The 16,129-nt window shown below is 51.8% G+C and carries 20 protein-coding genes; 14 read left to right on the forward strand and 6 right to left on the reverse strand.

What is annotated here, in order from left to right:
• Positions 1 to 9: 9 nt before the first annotated feature.
• A complete protein-coding gene (gene crp, locus ACJHWT_RS10110) occupies positions 10 to 642 on the reverse strand; it encodes a cAMP-activated global transcriptional regulator CRP (RefSeq protein WP_000242755.1) in 633 nt (210 codons plus the stop codon).
• Positions 643 to 943: 301 nt separating this feature from the next.
• On the opposite strand from crp, the gene ACJHWT_RS10115 reads away from it, so the two are divergent.
• Positions 944 to 1,348 (forward strand): OsmC family protein, encoded by a 405-nt coding sequence (locus tag ACJHWT_RS10115; RefSeq protein ID WP_001148908.1) that lies wholly within the window; start codon positions 944 to 946, stop codon positions 1,346 to 1,348.
• 54 nt (positions 1,349 to 1,402) lie between these two features.
• Here ACJHWT_RS10115 and ACJHWT_RS10120 read toward each other — a convergent pair whose 3' ends face one another.
• From ACJHWT_RS10120 to ACJHWT_RS10135, 4 genes are read right to left on the reverse strand one after another with little or no spacing between them, the layout of a single operon-like run.
• On the reverse strand, positions 1,403 to 2,272 hold the full coding sequence (locus ACJHWT_RS10120; RefSeq protein ID WP_001274680.1) for a phosphoribulokinase: 870 nt from the start codon (positions 2,270 to 2,272) through the stop codon (positions 1,403 to 1,405).
• Between the two features lie 53 nt (positions 2,273 to 2,325).
• A complete protein-coding gene (locus ACJHWT_RS10125; RefSeq protein WP_000907085.1) occupies positions 2,326 to 2,544 on the reverse strand; it encodes a YheU family protein in 219 nt (72 codons plus the stop codon).
• A complete protein-coding gene (locus tag ACJHWT_RS10130; RefSeq protein ID WP_000057375.1) occupies positions 2,538 to 3,560 on the reverse strand; it encodes a hydrolase in 1,023 nt (340 codons plus the stop codon). The genes ACJHWT_RS10125 and ACJHWT_RS10130 overlap by 7 nt, the downstream gene beginning before the upstream one ends.
• On the reverse strand, positions 3,560 to 5,473 hold the full coding sequence (locus tag ACJHWT_RS10135) for an ABC transporter ATP-binding protein (protein WP_000634798.1): 1,914 nt from the start codon (positions 5,471 to 5,473) through the stop codon (positions 3,560 to 3,562). Before ACJHWT_RS10135 ends, ACJHWT_RS10130 begins: the two co-directional genes overlap by 1 nt.
• A 130-nt stretch (positions 5,474 to 5,603) precedes the next feature.
• On the opposite strand from ACJHWT_RS10135, the gene kefG reads away from it, so the two are divergent.
• From kefG to slyD, 4 genes are all read left to right on the forward strand, one after another.
• Entirely contained in the window at positions 5,604 to 6,155 is a 552-nt protein-coding gene (gene kefG / locus ACJHWT_RS10140) for a glutathione-regulated potassium-efflux system ancillary protein KefG (RefSeq protein WP_001297514.1), read from the forward strand.
• Positions 6,155 to 7,960, forward strand: a complete 1,806-nt coding sequence (gene kefB / locus ACJHWT_RS10145) for a glutathione-regulated potassium-efflux system protein KefB (protein ID WP_001696259.1) — start codon at positions 6,155 to 6,157, stop codon at positions 7,958 to 7,960. The genes kefG and kefB overlap by 1 nt, the downstream gene beginning before the upstream one ends.
• 9 nt (positions 7,961 to 7,969) lie before the next feature.
• Positions 7,970 to 8,170: a YheV family putative zinc ribbon protein gene (locus ACJHWT_RS10150; RefSeq protein ID WP_001007730.1), complete on the forward strand. Its 201-nt coding sequence runs from the start codon at positions 7,970 to 7,972 to the stop codon at positions 8,168 to 8,170.
• Between the two features lie 94 nt (positions 8,171 to 8,264).
• Positions 8,265 to 8,855, forward strand: a complete 591-nt coding sequence (slyD, locus tag ACJHWT_RS10155; protein ID WP_000861334.1) for a peptidylprolyl isomerase — start codon at positions 8,265 to 8,267, stop codon at positions 8,853 to 8,855.
• A 48-nt stretch (positions 8,856 to 8,903) separates the two neighbouring features.
• On the opposite strand, the gene ACJHWT_RS10160 is transcribed toward slyD, so the two are convergent.
• A complete protein-coding gene (locus tag ACJHWT_RS10160; RefSeq protein ID WP_001153615.1) occupies positions 8,904 to 9,122 on the reverse strand; it encodes a protein SlyX in 219 nt (72 codons plus the stop codon).
• Positions 9,123 to 9,342: 220 nt separating this feature from the next.
• Here ACJHWT_RS10160 and fkpA point away from each other — a divergent pair, with 220 nt between their 5' ends.
• The 9 genes from fkpA to ACJHWT_RS10205 form a co-directional block, all read left to right on the forward strand.
• Positions 9,343 to 10,155: an FKBP-type peptidyl-prolyl cis-trans isomerase gene (fkpA, locus tag ACJHWT_RS10165; RefSeq protein WP_000838261.1), complete on the forward strand. Its 813-nt coding sequence runs from the start codon at positions 9,343 to 9,345 to the stop codon at positions 10,153 to 10,155.
• Positions 10,156 to 10,321: 166 nt separating this feature from the next.
• Positions 10,322 to 11,044, forward strand: a complete 723-nt coding sequence (locus tag ACJHWT_RS10170) for a transcriptional regulator (RefSeq protein WP_000091466.1) — start codon at positions 10,322 to 10,324, stop codon at positions 11,042 to 11,044.
• The gene (tusD, locus tag ACJHWT_RS10175) at positions 11,044 to 11,430 is read left to right on the forward strand and encodes a sulfurtransferase complex subunit TusD (protein ID WP_001209688.1); all 387 of its coding nucleotides are present in this window, start codon (positions 11,044 to 11,046) and stop codon (positions 11,428 to 11,430) included. Before ACJHWT_RS10170 ends, tusD begins: the two co-directional genes overlap by 1 nt.
• Positions 11,430 to 11,789, forward strand: a complete 360-nt coding sequence (gene tusC / locus ACJHWT_RS10180; RefSeq protein ID WP_000820734.1) for a sulfurtransferase complex subunit TusC — start codon at positions 11,430 to 11,432, stop codon at positions 11,787 to 11,789. The genes tusD and tusC overlap by 1 nt, the downstream gene beginning before the upstream one ends.
• Positions 11,790 to 11,796: 7 nt before the next feature.
• Positions 11,797 to 12,084, forward strand: coding sequence for a sulfurtransferase complex subunit TusB (gene tusB, locus ACJHWT_RS10185; RefSeq protein ID WP_000903370.1), 288 nt, complete (start codon positions 11,797 to 11,799; stop codon positions 12,082 to 12,084).
• A 125-nt stretch (positions 12,085 to 12,209) separates the two neighbouring features.
• On the forward strand, positions 12,210 to 12,584 hold the full coding sequence (gene rpsL, locus ACJHWT_RS10190; protein WP_000246815.1) for a 30S ribosomal protein S12: 375 nt from the start codon (positions 12,210 to 12,212) through the stop codon (positions 12,582 to 12,584).
• A gap of 96 nt (positions 12,585 to 12,680) precedes the next feature.
• On the forward strand, positions 12,681 to 13,151 hold the full coding sequence (gene rpsG / locus ACJHWT_RS10195) for a 30S ribosomal protein S7 (RefSeq protein ID WP_001138043.1): 471 nt from the start codon (positions 12,681 to 12,683) through the stop codon (positions 13,149 to 13,151).
• A gap of 96 nt (positions 13,152 to 13,247) precedes the next feature.
• Positions 13,248 to 15,362 (forward strand): elongation factor G, encoded by a 2,115-nt coding sequence (gene fusA, locus ACJHWT_RS10200; protein WP_000124703.1) that lies wholly within the window; start codon positions 13,248 to 13,250, stop codon positions 15,360 to 15,362.
• A 70-nt stretch (positions 15,363 to 15,432) separates the two neighbouring features.
• The coding region (locus ACJHWT_RS10205) for an elongation factor Tu (protein WP_001719701.1) at positions 15,433 to 16,129 on the forward strand (697 nt) is incomplete at its 3' end.

Genomic DNA, 16,129 nt, shown 5'->3' on the forward strand with positions numbered 1-16,129 from the left:
CCGACGGGATTAACGAGTGCCGTAAACGACGATGGTTTTACCGTGTGCGGAGATCAGGTTCTGATCTTCCAGCATCTTCAGAATGCGTCCCACGGTTTCACGAGAACAGCCGACAATCTGACCAATTTCCTGACGGGTAATTTTGATTTGCATACCGTCCGGGTGAGTCATAGCGTCTGGTTGTTTTGCCAGATTCAGCAGAGTCTGTGCAATGCGGCCCGTCACGTCGAGGAACGCCAGGTTGCCCACTTTCTCTGAAGTGACTTGCAGACGACGCGCCATCTGTGCAGACAGACGCATCAGAATGTCCGGGTTTACCTGAATCAATTGGCGAAATTTTTTGTACGAAATTTCAGCCACTTCACAGGCGGTTTTCGCACGTACCCATGCGCTACGTTCCTGGCCCTCTTCAAACAGGCCCAGTTCGCCAATAAAATCACCCTGATTCAGATAGGAGAGGATCATTTCTTTACCCTCTTCGTCTTTGATCAGCACTGCCACAGAGCCTTTAACGATGTAGTACAGCGTTTCCGCTTTTTCACCCTGGTGAATAAGCGTGCTCTTGGATGGGTACTTATGAATGTGGCAATGAGACAAGAACCATTCGAGAGTCGGGTCTGTTTGCGGTTTGCCAAGCACCATGCGCGGTTATCCTCTGTTATAAGCTTTCTCCAGAGCCAGATAACGCCGCTGTCTCTGGATTGCCGAAATATGCTTCCCGCTACCTGGGAAGGGGCTATCAACTGTACTGCACGGTAATGTGACGTCCTTTGCATACATGCAGTACATCAATGTATTACTGTAGCATCCTGACTGTTTTAGCATAGCTTTCGCTTTGTGTCTCCTGGTGTCTCGCTTCAGCATGACCCAGGTCGCCTTCCGTTGCGCGATTTGGTTAGTACGCGTACTCTGTCAGGAAAATTGACGCAGTGGAGTAGCAAAAATGCAAGCGCGAGTGAAGTGGGTCGAAGGGTTAACTTTTCTGGGCGAATCCGCCTCTGGTCACCAGATTTTAATGGACGGCAACTCAGGCGATAAAGCACCAAGTCCGATGGAAATGGTGTTGATGGCGGCGGGGGGTTGCAGTGCCATCGATGTGGTTTCTATCCTGCAAAAAGGGCGTCAGGATGTGGTCGATTGTGAAGTAAAATTGACCTCTGAACGCCGCGAAGAGGCACCACGCCTGTTTACGCACATTAATCTGCATTTTATCGTTACCGGTCGCGACCTGAAAGACGCAGCGGTTGCACGTGCGGTTGATCTCTCTGCCGAGAAATATTGTTCAGTGGCGTTGATGCTGGAAAAAGCGGTGAATATTACTCACTCGTATGAAGTGGTTGCCGCGTGATTTAACTATCCCATTGTGAAGCCGGATAGTATTTTATCCGGCGTAATAGCAAAGTTACTCGATTTTCTTTCCTTCCATCAATCGTTGCACCAGCGGCAGCATAATTAATTCCATTGCCAGACCCATTTTGCCGCCCGGTACCACTAACGTATTGATGTGGGAAATGAATGAGCCTTGCAACATCGCCAGCAGCCAGGGGAAATCGATCCCTTCCAGATTACGAAAATGGATCACCACAAAGCTTTCATCCAGCGACGGGATACCTTTTGCCGCGAACGGGTTTGAAGTGTCGACGGTGGGAACGCGCTGGAAGTTAAGATGGGTGCGGGAAAACTGCGGTGTGATGTAGTTGATATAGTCTTCCATTGAACGCACTACCGAGTCCATCACTGCTTCTCGTGAGTGCCCGCGCTCGCTGGTGTCGCGGATCAGTTTTTGAATCCACTCAAGGTTAACGATAGGCACCACGCCGACCAGTAAGTCCACATGCTGCGCAACGTTATGCTGTGGCGTGACTACGCCGCCGTGTAAACCTTCATAAAACAGTACATCAGTGGGTTCCGGTAAAGGTTGCCAGGGGGTGAATGTCCCCGGTACCTGATTCCACGGTACGGCTTCATCGTAGGTATGCAGATATTTGCGAGATTTCCCTTTGCCGCTCTGACCATATTCAATGAAGGTTTGTTCCAGCAGGCCGAAGTCGTTCGCTTCGGGGCCGAAGTAGCTGATATGCCGCCCGGCGTCGCGTGCTTTGCGGATCGCCATGTCCATTTCCGGGCGGGTGTAACGGTGAAAACTGTCGCCTTCCACCTCGGCTGCATGCAGATTTAACTGCGCGAATATTTTACGAAACGCGAGGCTGGTGGTGGTGGTTCCCGCGCCGCTGGATCCTGTTACCGCAATGACCGGATGTTTGGCAGACATAGTAACTCCATGACTTAGCTATCATTATTATCTCGTCCGCCGACGGTTGCAGGTTATTCGCGAAACTGACTGCGCGGCATGATATTGACCGTTTCGTGCAGCTCCGACCATACCAGCACCGCTTCTCCGCACTGTAGCTGGCGTTTGACGTCGGCGACTTTCTGTTCAAGTGTACGCTCATGTTCACCATAATCGGTGCCTTCACGTAACACAAAGCTTTCAATTAAATTTTCCAGCGTTTCGGGGGAGAGGTCTTGCCACGGAATCAACATGATTTCGCCTCCAGATACGTTGTTAACCAGTCAGGAATGCGTGACTCCAGCCACATTTGCGGATGAAGTAATGTACCGCCAATAAAGCCAACATGACCGCCATGTTCAGTCAGTTGATACTCCACCTGCGGGGGGAGACTTTCCGGTTTCGGGATCACCTGATGATCCATAAACGGATCGTCTTTGGCGTGAATAATCAGCGTCGGTTTGGCGATCCGATTGAGCATCGGCATGGCGCTACACTGACGATAATAGTCGATAGCGTCAGCGTAGCCGTGAATTCTGGCGGTGATTAGATCGTCAAATTCACGGATGCGACGTACCGATTTTAACTGCGCGAGATTAATCGGCAGTGTTCCGGGGTAGGCTGCCAGCTTGCGCGCGGCATTGGCTTTTAACAGGTTCAGCAAGTAACGCTGATAAACGCGGGAAAAGCCCTTTTCCATATGATAACTACAGGCTTCCAGCATAAATGGCGCGGAGACAATTACCGCTGCATCAATCGGGAGGTTATTACCTTCTTTTGCCAGCAAACAGGCGAGCATATTACCGCCGAGCGAATAGCCGACGGCAGCCGTTGGCGCATGTCCAAATTCGCGCTGCAGCCAGCGTAAAAACCAGCTGGCGTCTTCGGTTTCACCCGAATGGTAAATGCGGTGCATACGGTTTGGTTCACCGCTGCATCCGCGAAAATGCATCACCACGCCCAGCCAGCCGCGCTTTTGCGCCGCCTCAACCAGACCGTGGGCGTAAGGGCTATTGAGACTGCCTTCGAGCCCGTGAAACACGACTAAACGCGGTTTATGCCGCGCCTGTGCAGGATCTTCACTCCACGCGAGATCGACAAAATCGCCGTCGGGCAACTCCAGTCGCTGCCAGTGCGGGGTGAATTTCACCTTGCGACGAAACAGACGCGGCAGCATGGTTTGTAGATGACAATTGCTAAAGCCGCGCATAGGGGTGAATTCAGCACTGCTGCTGAATTCATTGGCATCGGTCGTCGTTATCTGCGCCATCAGTTGCTTTGGCCTTCCAGCAGCATCTGCTCAAGCTGCTCCTGGGCTTCCAGCCACGCCATTTCGCACTCTTCCAGGCCGGATTTGGCGCTGGCTTGCTGTTGCAGGCAGGCGGTCAACTCCGCTTTACGGCTTTGATCGTACAGTTCGCTGTCGCCGAGTTTCTCTTCCGCCTGCGCCAGCTGTGCGTTCAGCTTTTCCATCTCTTTTTCCAGACGGGCGATCTCTTTACGCAGCGGTTGGGTTTGCGCACGCAGCTCCGCTTCCCGACGCTTCTGATCTTTACGTGCCTGGGCGCTGTTTGCGTTCTCTTTTGGCGCTTCGTCGGTCTGGTTTTCCTGCTTTTGTACGTCGCTCAACCACTGTTGATAATCTTCCAGATCGCCGTCGAACGGTTCGACTTTACGATCGTGAACCAGGTAGAGATCGTCAGTGGTGGAACGCAGCAAATGACGGTCGTGCGAAACGACAACCAGCGCGCCTTCGAACTCGATTAATGCTTCAGTCAGTGCCTGACGCATGTCGAGGTCAAGGTGGTTAGTCGGTTCGTCGAGCAGCAGCAGATTCGGACGCTGCCAGACAATTAATGCCAGCACCAGGCGGGCTTTTTCCCCACCGGAAAAGCGGCGCGTTTCTTCGGTTACTTTATCGCCCTGGAAACCAAAGCCGCCGAGGTAGTCACGCAGTTTTTGCTCCAGCTCCTGCGGCGCTAAACGTGCCAGATGTTGAATAGGCGATTCGTCGGCGCGCAGGTATTCCAGTTGATGCTGGGCGAAGTAGCCGAGCTTGATCCCTTTCGCCAGACCAATTTCACCGCTGACTGGCGCAAGTTCACCGGCTAACAGTTTGATTAATGTCGATTTACCCGCGCCGTTGCGGCCTAGCAGACCAATGCGCGAGCCGGGGACCAGATTCAGTTTAATCGAGTCGAGAATAATGCGATCACCATAGCCTGCGCTGACTTTTTCCATCTTTAATAACGGATTAGGCAGGCTTTCCGGCGCGCGGAAGCTAAAACGAAACGGGTTGTCAACGTGCGCCGGGGCAATCAGCTCCATACGCTCGAGCATCTTAATGCGGCTCTGGGCCTGCTTCGCTTTGGTGGCTTTGGCACGGAAACGGTCGATATAACTTTGCAGATGCGCCACGCGTTCCTGCTGGCTTTCGTACATCGCTTGCTGCTGCGCCAGACGGGTGGCGCGCTGAACTTCAAACGAACTGTAGTTGCCGGTGTACTCGAACATGCTTTGTTGTTCGATATGAATAATTTTATCAACGATCGGATCGAGGAAGTCGCGGTCGTGAGAGATCAGGATCAGCGTGCCCTGATAGCTCTTCAGCCATTTTTCCAGCCAGATAACGGCATCGAGATCGAGGTGGTTAGTCGGTTCGTCGAGCAGCAGCAAGTCTGAACGGCAAATCAGCGCCTGGGCAAGGTTAAGACGCATACGCCAGCCACCAGAGAAATCACTTACCGGGCGCTCCAGTTGTTCATTGCTGAAACCGAGGCCGTGCAGCAGGCTGGCGGCACGGGAGCGAATACTCCATGCGTCAATAGCATCCAGCTTGCCATGAATAGTGGCGATGGCGTGCCCGTCGTTACGTTCGTTGGCGTCGTGTAGCTGCGCTTCCAGTTGACGATATTCACGGTCGCCGTCAATGACATATTCCAGCGCCGCTTGCGGTAACGCCGGCGTTTCCTGATTCACCCACGCCAGTTGCCAGCTTCCCGGAAAGGTGTAGCTGCCGCCGTCGGCGCTGATTTCATTTTTCAGCAATGCCAGCAGGGTAGATTTACCACAGCCGTTTTTACCCACCAGGCCGACTTTCTGCCCAGGGTTGATGGTGGCGGTGGCATTATCCAGCAGGACGCGCACGCCGCGACGAATTTGTAACGAGGAAAAAACAATCATAAGGCGCCGTATGTTCAGACTATGTTAACTTATCATTATGATAATGTAATGTATGGGCGAGCTGCCGCACCGGGCGCAATGGTAGCCCAAAACAGCGACTATACACAAAAACCATACCGGGAGGGGGATGATGTCTCAGCCAGCGAAAGTTTTGCTGCTGTATGCCCATCCGGAATCTCAGGACTCGGTGGCAAACCGGGTACTGCTTAAACCGGCCACGCAGCTCAGCAATGTTACCGTGCACGACCTTTATGCGCACTATCCGGATTTTTTTATTGATATCCCCCGTGAGCAGGCATTACTGCGCGAGCACGAGGTGATTGTCTTTCAGCATCCTCTTTATACCTATAGCTGCCCGGCGCTACTGAAAGAGTGGCTGGACCGGGTATTAAGTCGTGGTTTTGCCAGCGGGCCGGGGGGAAACCAACTGGCGGGAAAGTACTGGCGTAGCGTAATTACCACTGGCGAGCCGGAAAGTGCTTACCGCTATGACGCCTTGAATCGCTACCCGATGAGCGATGTTCTGCGCCCCTTTGAACTGGCGGCGGGCATGTGCCGGATGCATTGGTTAAGTCCCATCATTATTTACTGGGCGAGACGGCAAAGCGCACAGGAGCTGGCGAGCCACGCCAGAGCCTACGGTGACTGGCTGGCAAATCCGCTGTCTCCAGGAGGCCGCTGATGGAAGGTTCCGATTTTTTACTCGCAGGAGTGCTGTTTCTCTTCGCGGCGGTGGCTGCGGTGCCGTTGGCATCGCGGCTGGGTATTGGCGCTGTGTTGGGATATTTGCTGGCAGGGATTGCGATTGGCCCGTGGGGGCTGGGGTTTATTAGCGACGTCGATGAGATCCTCCACTTTTCGGAACTCGGCGTGGTATTCCTGATGTTTATCATCGGCCTTGAGTTGAATCCCTCCAAGCTTTGGCAACTGCGGCGTTCGATTTTTGGCGTAGGCGCGGCACAGGTGCTGTTAAGCGCGGCGTTGCTGGCAGGATTATTGATGCTGACCCATTTCTCATGGCAGGCGGCGGTGGTCGGTGGCATTGGCCTTGCGATGTCTTCAACTGCAATGGCGTTGCAATTGATGCGTGAGAAAGGGATGAATCGCAGCGAATCCGGCCAGTTAGGTTTCTCGGTACTGCTGTTTCAGGATCTGGCGGTGATCCCGGCACTGGCGTTAGTGCCGTTGTTGGCGGGTTCGGCAGACGAACATTTCGACTGGATGAAGATCGGCATGAAGGTGCTGGCGTTTGTCGGCATGCTGATTGGCGGGCGCTATTTACTGCGTCCGGTATTCCGTTTTATTGCAGCTTCTGGTGTGCGGGAAGTGTTCACCGCCGCGACGCTGCTGCTGGTGTTGGGTTCCGCATTGTTTATGGATGCGCTGGGGTTGTCGATGGCGCTCGGTACGTTTATTGCGGGTGTGCTACTGGCGGAAAGTGAATATCGTCATGAACTGGAAACGGCTATCGATCCCTTCAAAGGCTTGCTGCTTGGTTTGTTCTTTATCTCTGTCGGCATGTCGCTCAACCTCGGGGTGCTTTATACCCATCTGTTGTGGGTAGTGATAAGTGTGGTTGTGCTGGTGGCGGTGAAAATTCTCGTGCTGTATCTGCTGGCGCGATTGTATGGCGTGCGTAGCTCAGAGCGGATGCAGTTTGCTGGCGTGTTGAGTCAGGGCGGTGAGTTTGCCTTTGTCCTCTTTTCTACCGCTTCTTCACAACGCTTATTCCAGGGCGACCAGATGGCGCTGTTGCTGGTGACGGTGACGCTTTCCATGATGACCACGCCGCTGCTGATGAAGCTGGTAGATAAATGGCTATCCCGCCAGTTTAACGGACCGGAAGAAGAAGACGAAAAACCATGGGTCAACGATGATAAACCGCAGGTCATTGTCGTGGGCTTTGGGCGTTTTGGTCAGGTGATTGGTCGTTTGCTGATGGCAAATAAAATGCGCATTACTGTACTGGAGCGGGATATCAGTGCCGTTAACCTGATGCGCAAATATGGCTACAAAGTTTATTACGGCGACGCCACGCAGGTAGATCTTTTACGTTCTGCGGGTGCAGAGGCCGCTGAGTCTATCGTCATTACCTGTAACGAGCCGGAAGACACTATGAAGCTGGTGGAAATATGCCAGCAGCACTTTCCGCATTTGCATATTCTTGCGCGAGCGCGCGGACGTGTGGAAGCGCATGAGTTATTACAGGCAGGGGTGACGCAGTTTTCCCGTGAAACATTCTCCAGTGCGTTAGAGCTGGGGCGCAAGACGCTGGTCACGCTTGGCATGCATCCGCATCAGGCACAGCGGGCGCAACTGCATTTTCGCCGCCTGGATATGCGGATGCTGCGAGAGCTCATCCCAATGCATACCGATACCGTACAAATTTCTCGCGCCAGGGAAGCCCGACGCGAACTGGAAGAGATTTTCCAGCGTGAAATGCAACAAGAACGACGCCAGCTGGACGGCTGGGATGAATTTGAGTAGAGGGTAAAGATGGCAATCCGAAAACGTTTTATTGCGGGCGCAAAATGCCCAGCCTGTCAGGCACAGGATTCAATGGCGATGTGGCGCGAAAATAATATTGATATTGTTGAATGTGTTAAGTGCGGACATCAGATGCGAGAAGCAGACAAAGAAGCCCGCGATCACGTTCGCAAAGATGAGCAAGTGATCGGGATTTTTCATCCGGACTAGCGATATGTGCCGAGTTTTTTTAAGCTAGTGAGTACACGGCTGCAGAATTCCGCTACAATCTGCGCCACTATTCTTCCCATGCTCAGGAGATATCATGAAAGTAGCAAAAGACCTGGTGGTCAGCCTGGCCTATCAGGTACGTACAGAAGACGGTGTGTTGGTTGATGAGTCTCCGGTGAGTGCGCCGCTGGACTACCTGCATGGTCACGGTTCCCTGATCTCTGGCCTGGAAACGGCGCTGGAAGGTCACGAAGTTGGCGACAAATTTGATGTCGCTGTTGGCGCGAACGACGCTTACGGTCAGTACGACGAAAACCTGGTGCAACGCGTTCCTAAAGACGTATTTATGGGCGTTGATGAACTGCAGGTAGGTATGCGTTTCCTGGCTGAAACCGACCAGGGTCCGGTACCGGTTGAAATCACTGCGGTTGAAGACGATCACGTCGTGGTTGATGGTAACCACATGCTGGCCGGTCAGAACCTGAAATTCAACGTTGAAGTTGTGGCGATTCGCGAAGCGACTGAAGAAGAACTGGCTCATGGCCACGTTCACGGTGCGCACGATCATCACCACGATCACGACCACGACGGTTGCTGCGGTGGTCATGGCCACGATCACGGTCATGAACACGGTGGCGAAGGCTGCTGTGGCGGTAAAGGTAACGGCGGTTGCGGTTGCCACTAATACCGAAAAAGTGACAAAAAAGCGGGGAATCCCCGCTTTTTTTACGCCTCAATAATGTGGCGGTGGCGTTTCTTCAGCCTGCGACGCGATGTTCGACGGCTGGCTGGCTTTTAGCTTCTCGGTCAGCAGACGCAGATGATCGCGCAGTTTCGCCATCTCCATTTCATGAGCGGTCACCGTGACGTTCAGTTCTTCAATGGTGATTTCCTGAAAAGCCAGTCGGCTCTCCAGCTCTGCCAGGCGTGCTTCCAATGATAAATCCTGCATGATTCACCTCTTTTGTCGAATGGTCGCCGCGGATTCTACTTAACTTTGCTGCCCGAGACAGCACTCATTTCGCGGTCATCGAAACTAATTTAAACAAAAAGAGTCTGAAAATAGATGATAATAGGGCGTGTCTGTATGTAGATTTGTTCGACAACGCTTTATAGTACCCTTCTGATAATAGTTAACCCTGGGGTGAGATGCCCCGATCCTGGAGATATGGATGAAATCACTGTTTAAAGTAACGCTGCTGGCGACCACAATGGCCGTTGCCCTGCATGCACCGATCACTTTTGCTGCTGAAGCTGCAAAACCTGCTACAACTGCTGACAGCAAAGCAGCGTTCAAAAATGACGATCAGAAATCAGCTTATGCACTGGGTGCTTCGCTGGGTCGTTACATGGAAAACTCTCTTAAAGAACAAGAAAAACTGGGCATCAAACTGGATAAAGATCAGCTGATCGCTGGTGTTCAGGATGCATTTGCTGATAAGAGCAAACTCTCCGACCAAGAGATCGAACAGACACTGCAAGCATTCGAAGCTCGCGTGAAGTCTTCTGCTCAGGCGAAGATGGAAAAAGACGCGGCAGATAACGAAGCGAAAGGTAAAGAGTACCGCGAGAAATTTGCCAAAGAGAAAGGTGTGAAAACCTCTTCAACTGGTCTGGTTTATCAGGTAGTCGAAGCCGGTAAAGGCGAAGCACCGAAAGACAGCGATACTGTTGTCGTGAACTACAAAGGTACGCTGATCGACGGTAAAGAGTTCGACAACTCTTACACCCGTGGTGAACCGCTCTCTTTCCGTCTGGACGGTGTTATTCCGGGTTGGACAGAAGGTCTGAAGAACATCAAGAAAGGCGGTAAGATCAAACTGGTTATTCCACCAGAACTGGCTTACGGCAAAGCGGGTGTTCCGGGGATCCCACCGAATTCTACCCTGGTGTTTGACGTAGAGCTGCTGGATGTGAAACCAGCGCCGAAGGCTGATGCAAAGCCGGAAGCTGATGCGAAAGCCGCAGATTCTGCTAAAAAATAAGCATTAAGAACCGCCGCCTGACCAGGCGGCGGTTTTTTTATTACAGGCCGGATATAATTAGTGCTGGAAAGCGGAACCTCCGCTGTATTAATTTAGTTACCCGCATCATTAATGAGCCTGCCCTGAAAAGTTAACGACAGGCTCCTGAAAAGGAGTGTTTTTTTTCATGTCCAGGTCGCTTTTAACCAACGAAACCAGTGAGTTGGATTTACTGGATCAACGTCCTTTCGACCAGACCGATTTTGATATTCTGAAATCCTACGAAGCGGTGGTGGACGGGTTAGCGATGCTTATTGGCTCCCACTGTGAAATCGTTTTGCACTCTTTGCAGGATCTAAAATGTTCAGCCATTCGCATTGCTAACGGTGAACATACAGGCCGGAAGATTGGTTCGCCAATTACCGACCTGGCGCTACGTATGCTGCACGATATGACGGGAGCGGATAGCAGCGTTTCTAAATGCTACTTTACTCGCGCCAAAAGCGGCGTATTAATGAAGTCCCTGACTATCGCGATTCGTAACCGCGAACAGCGTGTAATTGGTTTGCTGTGCATCAATATGAATCTTGATGTTCCCTTCTCGCAGATTATGAGCACCTTTGTGCCGCCAGAAACCCCGGATGTCGGTTCAAGCGTCAACTTTGCCTCTTCTGTTGAAGATCTGGTTACCCAAACGCTGGAGTTCACCATCGAAGAAGTGAATGCCGATCGCAATGTTTCTAATAACGCCAAAAATCGTCAGATCGTGCTGAATCTCTACGAGAAAGGGATCTTCGATATTAAAGATGCGATCAACCAGGTTGCTGACCGCCTGAACATCTCCAAACACACTGTCTATCTCTACATCCGCCAGTTCAAGAGCGGTGATTTCCAGGGGCAAGATAAGTAATGCGTTTTGCCATCGTGGTGACCGGGCCAGCATACGGTACGCAACAGGCGAGTAGTGCTTTTCAGTTTGCGCAGGCGCTGATTGCAGAAGGCCATGAGTTAAGCAGCGTCTTTTTTTATCGGGAAGGGGTCTATAACGCTAACCAATTGACCTCACCGGCAAGCGATGAATTTGACCTTGTGCGCTGCTGGCAACAGTTGAATGCGCAACATGGTGTGGCGCTGAATATCTGCGTAGCGGCAGCGTTACGCCGCGGTATCGTCGATGAAACGGAGGCCGGAAGACTGGGGCTGGCTTCGTCAAACCTTCAGCCGGGATTTACCTTAAGCGGACTTGGCGCGCTGGCGGAAGCCTCGCTGACCTGTGACAGGGTGGTACAGTTCTGATGAAACGAATTGCGTTTGTTTTTTCTACTGTGCCTCATGGTACAGCTGCTGGTCGGGAAGGTTTAGATGCTTTACTGGCAACTTCCGCATTAACTGACGATCTGGCCGTCTTCTTTATTGCTGATGGCGTTTTTCAGCTGCTGCCAGGACAAAAGCCCGATGCAGTGCTGGCGCGTGATTACATCGCCACTTTTAAATTGTTGGGTCTGTACGACATTGAACAGTGCTGGGTTTGTGCGGCTTCACTGCGCGAACGCGGGTTAGATCCGCAGACACCCTTTGTTGTCGAAGCCACGCCGCTCGAAGCAGATGCCTTACGCCGCGAACTCGCCAACTACGATGTTATTTTGAGGTTTTGAGGCGTTTATGCTGCACACATTACATCGTTCACCCTGGCTGACGGATTTTGCTGCGCTGCTGCGCCTGCTAAGTGAGGGCGACGAACTGCTATTATTGCAAGATGGTGTAACTGCCGCAGTTGACGGTAACCGCTACCTTGAAAGTCTGCGTAATGCCCCCATTAAGGTCTATGCCCTGAACGAAGACCTTATTGCCCGCGGTTTGGCTGGTCAAATTTCGAACGATATCATTCTCATTGACTATACTGATTTCGTCAGACTTACGGTTAAGCACTCCAGCCAGATGGCCTGGTGATGGCGGGATCGTTGTATATTTCTTGACACCTTTTCGGCATCGCCCTAAAATTCGGCGTCCTCATATTGTGTGAGGACGTTTTATTACGTGTTTACGAAGCAAAAGCTAAAACCAGGAGCTATTTAATGGCAACAGTTAACCAGCTGGTACGCAAACCACGTGCTCGCAAAGTTGCGAAAAGCAACGTGCCTGCGCTGGAAGCATGCCCGCAAAAACGTGGCGTATGTACTCGTGTATATACTACCACTCCTAAAAAACCGAACTCCGCGCTGCGTAAAGTATGCCGTGTTCGTCTGACTAACGGTTTCGAAGTGACTTCCTACATCGGTGGTGAAGGTCACAACCTGCAGGAGCACTCCGTGATCCTGATCCGTGGCGGTCGTGTTAAAGACCTCCCGGGTGTTCGTTACCACACCGTACGTGGTGCGCTTGACTGCTCCGGCGTTAAAGACCGTAAGCAGGCTCGTTCCAAGTATGGCGTGAAGCGTCCTAAGGCTTAATGGTTCTCCGTTAAGTAAGGCCAAACGTTTTAACTTAAATGTCAAACTAAACTCGTAGAGTTTTGGACAATCCTGAATTAACAACGGAGTATTTCCATGCCACGTCGTCGCGTCATTGGTCAGCGTAAAATTCTGCCGGATCCGAAGTTCGGATCAGAACTGCTGGCTAAATTTGTAAATATCCTGATGGTAGATGGTAAAAAATCTACTGCTGAATCTATCGTATACAGCGCGCTGGAGACCCTGGCTCAGCGCTCTGGTAAATCTGAACTGGAAGCATTCGAAGTAGCTCTCGAAAACGTGCGCCCGACTGTAGAAGTTAAGTCTCGCCGCGTTGGTGGTTCTACTTATCAGGTACCAGTTGAAGTCCGTCCGGTTCGTCGTAATGCTCTGGCAATGCGTTGGATCGTTGAAGCTGCTCGTAAACGCGGTGATAAATCCATGGCTCTGCGCCTGGCGAACGAACTTTCTGATGCTGCAGAAAACAAAGGTACTGCAGTTAAGAAACGTGAAGACGTTCACCGTATGGCCGAAGCCAACAAGGCGTTCGCACACTACCGTTGGTAATCCCTTCGGAGTTTTAGTCACCAGGCGGGCGCTTCCAGTAAGCAGCCCGCTTTGGGCTACTTAAATTGAACGCCTAAAAGATAAACGAGGAAACAAATGGCTCGTACAACACCCATCGCACGCTACCGTAACATCGGTATCAGTGCGCACATCGACGCCGGTAAAACCACTACTACCGAACGTATTCTGTTCTACACCGGTGTAAACCATAAAATCGGTGAAGTTCATGACGGCGCTGCAACCATGGACTGGATGGAGCAGGAGCAGGAACGTGGTATTACCATCACTTCCGCTGCGACTACTGCATTCTGGTCTGGTATGGCTAAGCAGTATGAGCCGCATCGCATCAACATCATCGACACCCCGGGGCACGTTGACTTCACAATCGAAGTAGAACGTTCCATGCGTGTTCTCGATGGTGCGGTAATGGTTTACTGCGCAGTTGGTGGTGTTCAGCCGCAGTCTGAAACCGTATGGCGTCAGGCAAACAAATATAAAGTTCCGCGCATTGCGTTCGTTAACAAAATGGACCGCATGGGTGCGAACTTCCTGAAAGTTGTTAACCAGATCAAAACCCGTCTGGGCGCGAACCCGGTTCCGCTGCAGCTGGCGATTGGTGCTGAAGAACATTTCACCGGTGTTGTTGACCTGGTGAAAATGAAAGCTATCAACTGGAACGACGCTGACCAGGGCGTAACCTTCGAATACGAAGATATCCCGGCAGACATGGTTGAACTGGCTAACGAATGGCACCAGAACCTGATCGAATCCGCAGCTGAAGCTTCTGAAGAGCTGATGGAAAAATACCTGGGTGGTGAAGAACTGACTGAAGAAGAGATTAAAGGTGCTCTGCGTCAGCGCGTTCTGAACAACGAAATCATCCTGGTAACCTGTGGTTCTGCGTTCAAGAACAAAGGTGTTCAGGCGATGCTGGATGCGGTAATCGATTACCTGCCATCCCCGGTTGACGTACCTGCGATCAACGGTATCCTGGACGACGGTAAAGACACTCCGGCTGAACGTCACGCAAGTGATGACGAGCCGTTCTCTGCACTGGCGTTCAAAATCGCTACCGACCCGTTTGTTGGTAACCTGACCTTCTTCCGTGTTTACTCCGGTGTGGTTAACTCTGGTGATACCGTACTGAACTCCGTGAAAGCTGCACGTGAGCGTTTCGGTCGTATCGTTCAGATGCACGCTAACAAACGTGAAGAGATCAAAGAAGTTCGCGCGGGCGACATCGCTGCTGCTATCGGTCTGAAAGACGTAACCACTGGTGACACCCTGTGTGACCCGGATGCGCCGATCATTCTGGAACGTATGGAATTCCCTGAGCCGGTAATCTCCATCGCAGTTGAACCGAAAACCAAAGCTGACCAGGAAAAAATGGGGCTGGCTCTGGGCCGTCTGGCTAAAGAAGACCCGTCTTTCCGTGTATGGACTGACGAAGAATCTAACCAGACCATCATCGCGGGTATGGGCGAACTGCACCTCGACATCATCGTTGACCGTATGAAGCGTGAATTCAACGTTGAAGCGAACGTAGGTAAACCGCAGGTTGCTTACCGTGAAACTATCCGCCAGAAAGTTACCGATGTTGAAGGTAAACACGCGAAACAGTCTGGTGGTCGTGGTCAGTATGGTCATGTTGTTATCGACATGTACCCGCTGGAGCCGGGTTCAAACCCGAAAGGCTACGAGTTCATCAACGACATTAAAGGTGGTGTAATCCCTGGCGAATACATCCCGGCCGTTGATAAAGGTATCCAGGAACAGCTGAAAGCAGGTCCGCTGGCAGGCTACCCGGTAGTAGACATGGGTATTCGTCTGCACTTCGGTTCTTACCATGACGTTGACTCCTCTGAACTGGCGTTTAAACTGGCTGCTTCTATCGCCTTTAAAGAAGGCTTTAAGAAAGCGAAACCAGTTCTGCTTGAGCCGATCATGAAGGTTGAAGTAGAAACTCCGGAAGAGAACACCGGTGACGTTATCGGTGACTTGAGCCGTCGTCGTGGTATGCTCAAAGGTCAGGAATCTGAAGTTACTGGCGTTAAGATCCACGCTGAAGTACCGCTGTCTGAAATGTTCGGATATGCAACTCAGCTGCGTTCTCTGACCAAAGGTCGTGCATCATACACCATGGAATTCCTGAAGTATGATGAAGCGCCGAGTAACGTTGCTCAGGCCGTAATTGAAGCCCGTGGTAAATAAGCCTAAGGGTTAATACCAAAGTCCCGTGCTCTCTCCTGAAGGGGAGAGCACTATAGTAAGGAATATAGCCGTGTCTAAAGAAAAATTTGAACGTACAAAACCGCACGTTAACGTTGGTACTATCGGCCACGTTGACCACGGTAAAACTACTCTGACCGCTGCAATCACCACCGTACTGGCTAAAACCTACGGCGGTGCTGCTCGTGCATTCGACCAGATCGATAACGCGCCGGAAGAAAAAGCTCGTGGTATCACCATCAACACTTCTCACGTTGAATATGACACCCCGACCCGTCACTACGCACACGTAGACTGCCCGGGGCACGCCGACTATGTTAAAAACATGATCACCGGTGCTGCTCAGATGGACGGCGCGATCCTGGTAGTTGCTGCGACTGACGGCCCGATGCCGCAGACTCGTGAGCACATCCTGCTGGGTCGTCAGGTAGGCGTTCCGTACATCATCGTGTTCCTGAACAAATGTGACATGGTTGATGACGAAGAGCTGCTGGAACTGGTTGAAATGGAAGTTCGTGAACTTCTGTCTCAGTACGACTTCCCGGGCGACGACACTCCGATCGTTCGTGGTTCTGCTCTGAAAGCGCTGGAAGGCGACGCAGAGTGGGAAGCGAAAATCCTGGAACTGGCTGGCTTCTTGGATTCTTACATTCCGGAACCAGAGCGTGCGATTGACAAGCCGTTCCTGCTGCCGATCGAAGACGTATTCTCCATCTCCGGTCGTGGTACCGTTGTTACCGGTCGTGTAG

This window comes from Escherichia sp. WS338, from assembly GCF_046486405.1.
Taxonomy (GTDB): Bacteria; Pseudomonadota; Gammaproteobacteria; order Enterobacterales; family Enterobacteriaceae; genus Escherichia; species Escherichia coli.

What these genes read in the sequence shown, in the direction of transcription:
- ACJHWT_RS10170 (WP_000091466.1), top strand. Translation starts at nt 10,322, where the DNA reads ATGTCCAGGTCGCTTTTAACCAACGAAACCAGTGAGTTGGATTTACTG.
- rpsG (WP_001138043.1), top strand. Translation starts at nt 12,681, where the DNA reads ATGCCACGTCGTCGCGTCATTGGTCAGCGTAAAATTCTGCCGGATCCG.
- ACJHWT_RS10135 (WP_000634798.1), bottom strand. Translation starts at nt 5,473, where the DNA reads ATGATTGTTTTTTCCTCGTTACAAATTCGTCGCGGCGTGCGCGTCCTG.
- kefG (WP_001297514.1), top strand. Translation starts at nt 5,604, where the DNA reads ATGTCTCAGCCAGCGAAAGTTTTGCTGCTGTATGCCCATCCGGAATCT.
- crp (WP_000242755.1), bottom strand. Translation starts at nt 642, where the DNA reads ATGGTGCTTGGCAAACCGCAAACAGACCCGACTCTCGAATGGTTCTTG.
- rpsL (WP_000246815.1), top strand. Translation starts at nt 12,210, where the DNA reads ATGGCAACAGTTAACCAGCTGGTACGCAAACCACGTGCTCGCAAAGTT.
- slyD (WP_000861334.1), top strand. Translation starts at nt 8,265, where the DNA reads ATGAAAGTAGCAAAAGACCTGGTGGTCAGCCTGGCCTATCAGGTACGT.
- fkpA (WP_000838261.1), top strand. Translation starts at nt 9,343, where the DNA reads ATGAAATCACTGTTTAAAGTAACGCTGCTGGCGACCACAATGGCCGTT.
- kefB (WP_001696259.1), top strand. Translation starts at nt 6,155, where the DNA reads ATGGAAGGTTCCGATTTTTTACTCGCAGGAGTGCTGTTTCTCTTCGCG.
- tusD (WP_001209688.1), top strand. Translation starts at nt 11,044, where the DNA reads ATGCGTTTTGCCATCGTGGTGACCGGGCCAGCATACGGTACGCAACAG.
- ACJHWT_RS10160 (WP_001153615.1), bottom strand. Translation starts at nt 9,122, where the DNA reads ATGCAGGATTTATCATTGGAAGCACGCCTGGCAGAGCTGGAGAGCCGA.
- ACJHWT_RS10130 (WP_000057375.1), bottom strand. Translation starts at nt 3,560, where the DNA reads ATGGCGCAGATAACGACGACCGATGCCAATGAATTCAGCAGCAGTGCT.
- fusA (WP_000124703.1), top strand. Translation starts at nt 13,248, where the DNA reads ATGGCTCGTACAACACCCATCGCACGCTACCGTAACATCGGTATCAGT.
- tusB (WP_000903370.1), top strand. Translation starts at nt 11,797, where the DNA reads ATGCTGCACACATTACATCGTTCACCCTGGCTGACGGATTTTGCTGCG.
- ACJHWT_RS10125 (WP_000907085.1), bottom strand. Translation starts at nt 2,544, where the DNA reads ATGTTGATTCCGTGGCAAGACCTCTCCCCCGAAACGCTGGAAAATTTA.
- ACJHWT_RS10115 (WP_001148908.1), top strand. Translation starts at nt 944, where the DNA reads ATGCAAGCGCGAGTGAAGTGGGTCGAAGGGTTAACTTTTCTGGGCGAA.
- tusC (WP_000820734.1), top strand. Translation starts at nt 11,430, where the DNA reads ATGAAACGAATTGCGTTTGTTTTTTCTACTGTGCCTCATGGTACAGCT.
- ACJHWT_RS10120 (WP_001274680.1), bottom strand. Translation starts at nt 2,272, where the DNA reads ATGTCTGCCAAACATCCGGTCATTGCGGTAACAGGATCCAGCGGCGCG.
- ACJHWT_RS10150 (WP_001007730.1), top strand. Translation starts at nt 7,970, where the DNA reads ATGGCAATCCGAAAACGTTTTATTGCGGGCGCAAAATGCCCAGCCTGT.